This window comes from Nocardia sp. NPDC004415 (assembly GCF_053602435.1).
Genome location: NZ_JBSGDP010000070.1, coordinates 24,946 through 31,332 on the forward strand (window position 1 = coordinate 24,946; position 6,387 = coordinate 31,332).

The 6,387-nt window shown below is 69.9% G+C and carries 8 protein-coding genes; 5 read left to right on the forward strand and 3 right to left on the reverse strand.

Translation table 11 applies throughout. The features are described from left to right. The first annotated feature begins 13 nt into the window (after positions 1-13). Entirely contained in the window at positions 14-1,096 is a 1,083-nt protein-coding gene (locus ACWEMY_RS25365) for an ABC transporter ATP-binding protein (RefSeq protein WP_375931695.1), read from the forward strand. Between the two features lie 36 nt (positions 1,097-1,132). On the opposite strand, the gene ACWEMY_RS25370 is transcribed toward ACWEMY_RS25365, so the two are convergent. Beyond that, entirely contained in the window at positions 1,133-1,648 is a 516-nt protein-coding gene (locus ACWEMY_RS25370) for a winged helix-turn-helix transcriptional regulator (protein WP_452392018.1), read from the reverse strand. An 81-nt stretch (positions 1,649-1,729) separates the two neighbouring features. On the opposite strand from ACWEMY_RS25370, the gene ACWEMY_RS25375 reads away from it, so the two are divergent. The 4 genes from ACWEMY_RS25375 to ACWEMY_RS25390 are packed head-to-tail and all read left to right on the forward strand — an operon-like array spanning position 1,730 to position 4,794. Further along, on the forward strand, positions 1,730-2,899 hold the full coding sequence (locus ACWEMY_RS25375) for a thiolase family protein (protein ID WP_452392019.1): 1,170 nt from the start codon (positions 1,730-1,732) through the stop codon (positions 2,897-2,899). A gap of 23 nt (positions 2,900-2,922) precedes the next feature. Further along, on the forward strand, positions 2,923-3,885 hold the full coding sequence (locus tag ACWEMY_RS25380; RefSeq protein WP_452392020.1) for an o-succinylbenzoate synthase: 963 nt from the start codon (positions 2,923-2,925) through the stop codon (positions 3,883-3,885). Positions 3,886-3,931: 46 nt separating this feature from the next. Further along, positions 3,932-4,363 (forward strand): MarR family winged helix-turn-helix transcriptional regulator, encoded by a 432-nt coding sequence (locus tag ACWEMY_RS25385; protein ID WP_452392021.1) that lies wholly within the window; start codon positions 3,932-3,934, stop codon positions 4,361-4,363. An 8-nt stretch (positions 4,364-4,371) separates the two neighbouring features. Continuing rightward, on the forward strand, positions 4,372-4,794 hold the full coding sequence (locus ACWEMY_RS25390; protein ID WP_452392022.1) for an organic hydroperoxide resistance protein: 423 nt from the start codon (positions 4,372-4,374) through the stop codon (positions 4,792-4,794). 9 nt (positions 4,795-4,803) lie between these two features. On the opposite strand, the gene ACWEMY_RS25395 is transcribed toward ACWEMY_RS25390, so the two are convergent. After that, positions 4,804-5,325, reverse strand: a complete 522-nt coding sequence (locus ACWEMY_RS25395; RefSeq protein WP_452392023.1) for a TIGR04338 family metallohydrolase — start codon at positions 5,323-5,325, stop codon at positions 4,804-4,806. Positions 5,326-5,385: 60 nt separating this feature from the next. After that, the gene (locus ACWEMY_RS25400) at positions 5,386-6,183 is read right to left on the reverse strand and encodes a DUF2786 domain-containing protein (RefSeq protein ID WP_452392028.1); all 798 of its coding nucleotides are present in this window, start codon (positions 6,181-6,183) and stop codon (positions 5,386-5,388) included. Between the last annotated feature and the right edge of the window lie 204 nt (positions 6,184-6,387).

The following is a 6,387-nucleotide window of genomic DNA, read 5'->3' on the forward strand; positions in this document are numbered from 1 at the left end:
GACTGATCTACGCATGGCTACCGTGACCTTCGACCGCGCCACCCGGCTCTACGCCGGCGCGAACCGACCCGCCGTCGACGCCCTCGACCTGGAGATCGCCGACGGCGAGTTCCTGGTCCTCGTCGGGCCGTCGGGCTGCGGCAAATCCACCTCGCTGCGCATGCTGGCGGGCCTCGAGGAGGTCAACGGCGGACGCATCCTCATCGGCGAGGACGACGTGACCCACGCCGAACCCAAGGATCGCGACATCGCGATGGTGTTCCAGAACTACGCGCTCTACCCGCACATGTCAGTGGCGGAGAACATGGGTTTCGCGCTGAAGCTGGCCAAGGTGGCCAAGGCCGAACGCGACGAGCGGGTGCTCGAGGCGGCCAAGCTGCTCGATCTCGAGCAGTACCTGGACCGCAAGCCCAAGGCGCTCTCGGGCGGTCAGCGTCAGCGCGTGGCGATGGGCCGCGCGATCGTGCGCCAGCCGCAGGTGTTCCTGATGGACGAGCCGCTGTCGAACCTCGACGCCAAGCTGCGCGTGCAGACCCGCACCCAGATCGCCCAGCTCCAGCGTCGCCTGGGCACCACCACGGTGTACGTGACCCACGACCAGGTCGAGGCGATGACCATGGGCGACCGGGTGGCCGTGCTCAAGGACGGGCTGTTGCAGCAGTGCGCGTCACCGCGCGACCTCTACCGCGACCCGGCGAACATGTTCGTGGCCGGGTTCATGGGCTCGCCCGCGATGAACCTGTTCACGCTGCCGGTGACCGACGGTGCCGTCACCATCGGTGGATCCCCGTTCAAGGTGCCGCGCGCGGCGGCGGACGCGGCCGAGGGGTCGGTGGTGCTCGGTATCCGGCCGGAGCACCTGGAGGTGGGTTCGGGTGGTCTGCGGATGGAGGTGGACGTTGTCGAGGAACTCGGCTCCGACGCCTACGTCTACGGGCGCGCGCTGTCCGAGGGGGCGAGCGGGCAGACCGGGGAATCCATTGTGGCGCGGGTGGATTGGCGAAATCCCCCAGCCAAGGGCGAGCAGCTCGAGCTCACCGCCGATCCCGAGCACGTGTACTTCTTCCACCCCGAGACCGGCGCCCGGCTGCGCTGAGGACCTCCGGCCCGCGGCGATGGGCCGTGGGCCGGGTCAGTCTTCGGGGCGTTTGCGGGCGCGCAGGTAGTCCTCGTTGACGCGCACCGTCAGCTGTTCCAGGTCGACCGGTTTGCCGTCGGCGGTGCGCAGGTCGACGGTGACCGGCTCGCCGGTCTCGGCGTCGACGCGCAGCAGCGGCGGCGGGCCGGGCTGGAGGTAGGTGTCGCCCCACTGCCACAGCGCGACCACGGCGGGCAGCAGATCGCGGCCCATCGTGGTGAGCACGTATTCGTGCCGGGTACGTTTGCCTTCCTCCTGGTAGGGGCACTTTTCCAGGAGTCCGGCCGCGGTGAGTTTGCGGAGCTGGGCGGCCGCGGCGGCGTCGGTGATGCCGACGCGGCGGGCGAAACCGTCGAAGCGGCGGGTGCCGTAGTAGGCCTCGCGCAGGATGAGCATCGCCGAGCGGGTGCCGATCAGGTCCATGGCTCTGGCGATGGAACAGCCCTCGGTGTTCCACCGGTTCAGATCGGCCAGGGGTCCTTCCATCACGGCTGCCATATCGGACATCATACCCATTTCTGACTTGAGCTGATGATAGTTAGCGCCTACTCTGACTATTGTTCACTTGAGCTAGAGGGAAGGATTCCTCCCATGCGCGACGCGGTCATCGTCGAAGCGGTACGCACCCCCATCGGCCGAGGCAAGCCCTCCGGCGCACTCCACGACGTCCACCCGGTCGACCTGCTCGCGCACAGCCTGCGCGCGGTGATCGAACGCAGCGGGATCGATCCAGCGCTGGTCGACGACGTGATCGGCGGGGTGGTCACTCAGGTGGGCGAGCAGGGGGTGAACATGACCCGGCGCGCGGCACTGGCCGCCGGGTATCCCGAATCGGTACCCGCCACCACCGTCGACCGGCAGTGCGGCAGCAGCCAGCAGGCGATCCATTTCGCCGCGCAGGGTGTGATCGCGGGGGCCTACGACATCGTGGTGGCCGCCGGAGTGGAGTCGATGGGACGGGTTCCCATGGGCGCCAATGTCATCGGGGCGACCGATATCTCCGGGGTCGGCTTCGCCGAGCGGTACCCCGAGGACCTGGTGCCGCAGGGGATCAGCGCCGAACTGATCGCGGCGCGCTGGGGCCTGTCGCGCACCCAGCTCGACGAATTCGCTCTCGGCAGCCACGAAAAGGCCGCCCGCGCTACCAAGGACGGCCTCTTCGCCGCCGAACTCGCTCCGCTGCACGGCCTTTCCGCCGACGAGGGCATCCGCACCGGCAGCACCCTCGACACCCTGGGCGCGCTGAAGCCCGCCTACTACGACCCCGCGATGGCGGCCCGGTTCCCGCAGATCGGCTGGGAGATCACCGCGGCCTCGGCCAGCCAGGTCAGCGACGGCAGCGCCGCGGTTCTCATCATGACCAGCGAACGCGCCGCCCAGCTGGGCCTGCGGCCGCTGGCGCGGGTGCACAGTTTCGCCGTCGCCGGGGACGACCCGCTGCTCATGCTCACCGCGGTGATCCCCGCGACCGAGAAGGTGCTGCGGCGGGCCGGGTTGACGCTGGCCGATATCGACCTGGTCGAGATCAACGAGGCGTTCTCGCCGGTCGTGCTGGCCTGGGCGCAGGACACCGGTGCCGACATGAGCCGGGTCAATGTCAACGGTGGGGCCATCGCGCTCGGTCATCCGCTGGGCGCCTCCGGTGCCCGGTTGGCGACCACGCTGGTGCACGCGCTGCATCAGCGTGAGGCGCGGTACGGGCTCCAGACGATGTGCGAAGCGGGCGGGCTGGCCAACGCCACCATCTACGAACGGCTCTGAATCCATCCTCGTACGATCGGGCGATGGGCGCCGATACGTTCGTTTACGCGATTCCGCTGCGTACGCGGTTTCGAGGGATCACCGTGCGTGAGGGGATGCTGATCCGGGGAGCTCGGGGATGGGGTGAGTTCTGCGCGTTCACCGAGTACGGGGATCGGGAGGCCGCGGGGTGGTTGGCGACGGCGGTGGAGCAGGCGGAGGTCGGGTGGCCCGCGCCGGTGCGGGACCGGATTCCGGTGAATTGCACGGTGCCCGCGGTTGATCCGGTACGGGCGGCGCGGATAGTTCGCAAATCCGGTTGCGCGACAGCGAAAGTGAAGGTCGCTGATCATCCGGAGTCGCTGGGTGAGGATCTCGCGCGGGTGGCGGCGGTGCGGGAGGCGATCGGGGACGGGGCGATCCGGGTCGACGCGAACGCGGTGTGGAATGTGGCGACGGCGGTGCGGCACATCGGTGAGATCGACCGGGCCGCAGGCGGTTTGCAGTATGTGGAGCAGCCGTGCGCGACCGTCGAGGAGCTGGCCGAGGTGCGGCGGCGGGTGTCGGTGCCGATCGCGGCGGACGAGTCGATCCGGCGGGCCGAGGACCCGATGCGGGTGGCGGTGGCCGGGGCCGCCGATGTGGCGGTGCTGAAATGCACGCCGCTGGGCGGGGTGCGGCGGGCGGCCGCGGTGGCCGAGGCGGCGGGGTTGCCGACGGTGGTGTCGTCGGCGTTGGAGACCAGCATCGGTCTCTCGGCCCAGCTGGCGCTGGCCGGTGTGCTGCCCTCGCTCGAATTCGCCTGTGGTCTGGGCACTGTCGCGCTGTTCGAGGGCGACCTCGTCACGGAGTCCCTGCTACCGGTGGACGGGTGGCTCCCCGTCCCCACTGTGCCGCCGGAACCGGACCCCGCCCTGCTGGAGAAGTACCGTCACCCCGATCCCGAGCGGGTCGACTGGTGGTCGCGGCGCTACGAACGCGTGCGCGCGCTGCTCGACGAGAGGTGAGCCGCACTAGGTTGTGCACAACTTAATTGTGCGCTACCGTGTTGGCATGACCGATGGACTCACCCTCGACGAGCAGCTGTGCTTTCCCCTGTACGCGGCCTCGCGGGCGATGACGGCGGTCTACCGGCCCAAGCTGGAACGGCTCGGGCTGACCTATCCGCAGTATCTGGTGATGCTCGCGCTCTGGGAGCGCGACGCACGCAGTGTCGGCGAGCTCGGGACGGCGCTCGACCTGGACTCGGGGACCCTGTCTCCGCTGCTCAAGCGACTGGAGGCGACGGGGTACGTCGAACGGAGGCGGGCGGCCGCCGACGAGCGGCGCGTCGACATCGTGCTCACCGAACGCGGGCGGGCCGTGCGCGCCGAGGCGTGCGCCATCCCGGCCGAGATGGCCCAGCTCGCCGGGTTGTCCGGCGCGGAGGTCGTCGCCCTGCGCGCACTGCTACGCAAACTCACCGACACCCTCACAGAGAAATGAGAGCTCCCATGCAGGTCCTCTACACCGCCGAAGCCCTGGCCAGCGGCGAAGGCCGCACCGGCACCGCGCGCACCACCGACGGCAAGCTCGACGTGGTGCTGGCACCGCCGAAGGAGATGGGCGGCGACGGCGCCGGCACCAACCCCGAACAGCTCTTCGCCGCCGGGTACGCGGCCTGCTTCCACTCCGCGCTGCGCCTGGTCGGCAAGAAGGCGGGCGCGAATATCGCGGATTCGGCTGTCGGCGCCCAGGTTTCGATCGGGCCGAACGACAAGGGCGGCTTCGAGCTCGCCGTCACCCTGGAGGTCTCGCTGCCGCACCTGTCCCGCGAGGACGCCCAGGCGCTGGCCGACCAGGCTCACCAGGTGTGCCCGTATTCCAATGCCACCCGCGGCAATATCGAGGTCGAGGTCCGCGTCGCCGAGGACTGATCGCCGGGTTCAGCCGAAACGGACGCCGCAGCCGGAGAATGTCGCCCGGATGAGCAGGGCGGCTTCGGGGCCGATCACACCGTCGACCAATTCCAGGTAGCGGGTACAGAATTCGGGACCGTGCGGCGCCTCGCCCGCGGGCGGGGACAGATGGTGGGCGATTTCGTGCAGAACGACCAGCTCACGCAGGGCCCAGGCACGCGAGCCGGTGTGCAGCGGAACAGCCATGACCGCTGACTCCGGCTCGTAGTGCGCGGCCGAGGCACCCGACCTGGCGCGGACCAGAATCGGTTCCGCCGCGCGGTCCCATCGCGCGCGCACCCAATTCAAGGCCAGCACTCTGTCGGCATAGGACTGCACCGATTCGACCGACGCGAATTTCCGCTCGACGGGCAGCGTCAACTGCGAGCCGTATATATCGATACCGCGATGGCCGGATTCGTCCGCGCGGTCGAATACCCCGCGCACCAACTGCTCCGCGTCGTAGACCTTCGCCCGCTGGGTGTCGCGGGCACGCACCTCATCCGGCACGATGGCCCGACTTCGTCGCGCGGCCATCGTTCGCGGCAGGGACGCCCGCCCCAGCCGCGCTCACCGGCCGAGCTTTCCCTTGGCCGCGGGCAGCTCCGGTGACGTGCCCAATCGCGCCGATCGCCCCGCCCGGTCACCCGCGCGGCGAGCCGCGGCGGAGTGCCCGGTGGACGTCTGCGGGCCACGCCAGGTACCGCGCGCCTCGGAAGTCGCGGTATAGAAATCGGTGAGGGCTACTTCTTTGTCGCGCAGAGCCAGCGCGGTGCCGGTCGAGACCGCGGCGGATTCCTCGGCCACGACCTCGGCCTTCACCTCCGCCAGCCGGGCACCGACCCGCGCGGCGAAGGCCATCTGGAAGTTCAGCCGGGCGGTCACCCCCGCGACCGGCGCGTCGACCTTGCGCCGCACGGTGCGCCCCAGCCGTTTCTCGGTGACCACCTTGACCACCGTCGCCTCGCGATAGGCCCCGGACTTGATGTAGTGATCCGAGGCCCGCACCATCTGGATCAGCAGACTCGCGTAGAGCGCCTCGCAGGCGTCGATATCGGCGGCGAACCCGTAGGCGTAAACCTGCGCGGAGCTGCGGGCGACATCGCAGCGCACATCATTGGCGGCCGCGATGGCGACGAACAGCTGCACATAGGTCCGCAGCCCCTTCCGCCCCGGCTCCCCGATCGGAACGATCCGCTGCACCGGCGCCGACCTGCGCTCCCGCTGCGTGACGTGCGAGCGCGCCACCGCCAGATCGATGGAGGACTTGGTGGCCAACCGCTGCGCCGCCGCCAGGAACGCCTCGGCCTCGTGCGCGTTGTCGGTGGACTCGGCCTTGCGCAGCAAACCCCCGATCCGGGTGAGCATCCGGTCCGGCCCGGCAGGCGATCCAGTGGTCACCCCACCGAGGGTAGGTCACCACCCCGACAAACCCGATCCCGCCATGACAAGCACACCCGACCACCACATCCCGACCCTGAGGAGGGATCGCCGCGAAGCGGCGGTTCGCGGCCGGGCCGCCGGTCAGGCGCCGCGGCGTACGCGACGAAGGAGCAAGCCGCGGTGCCTGAC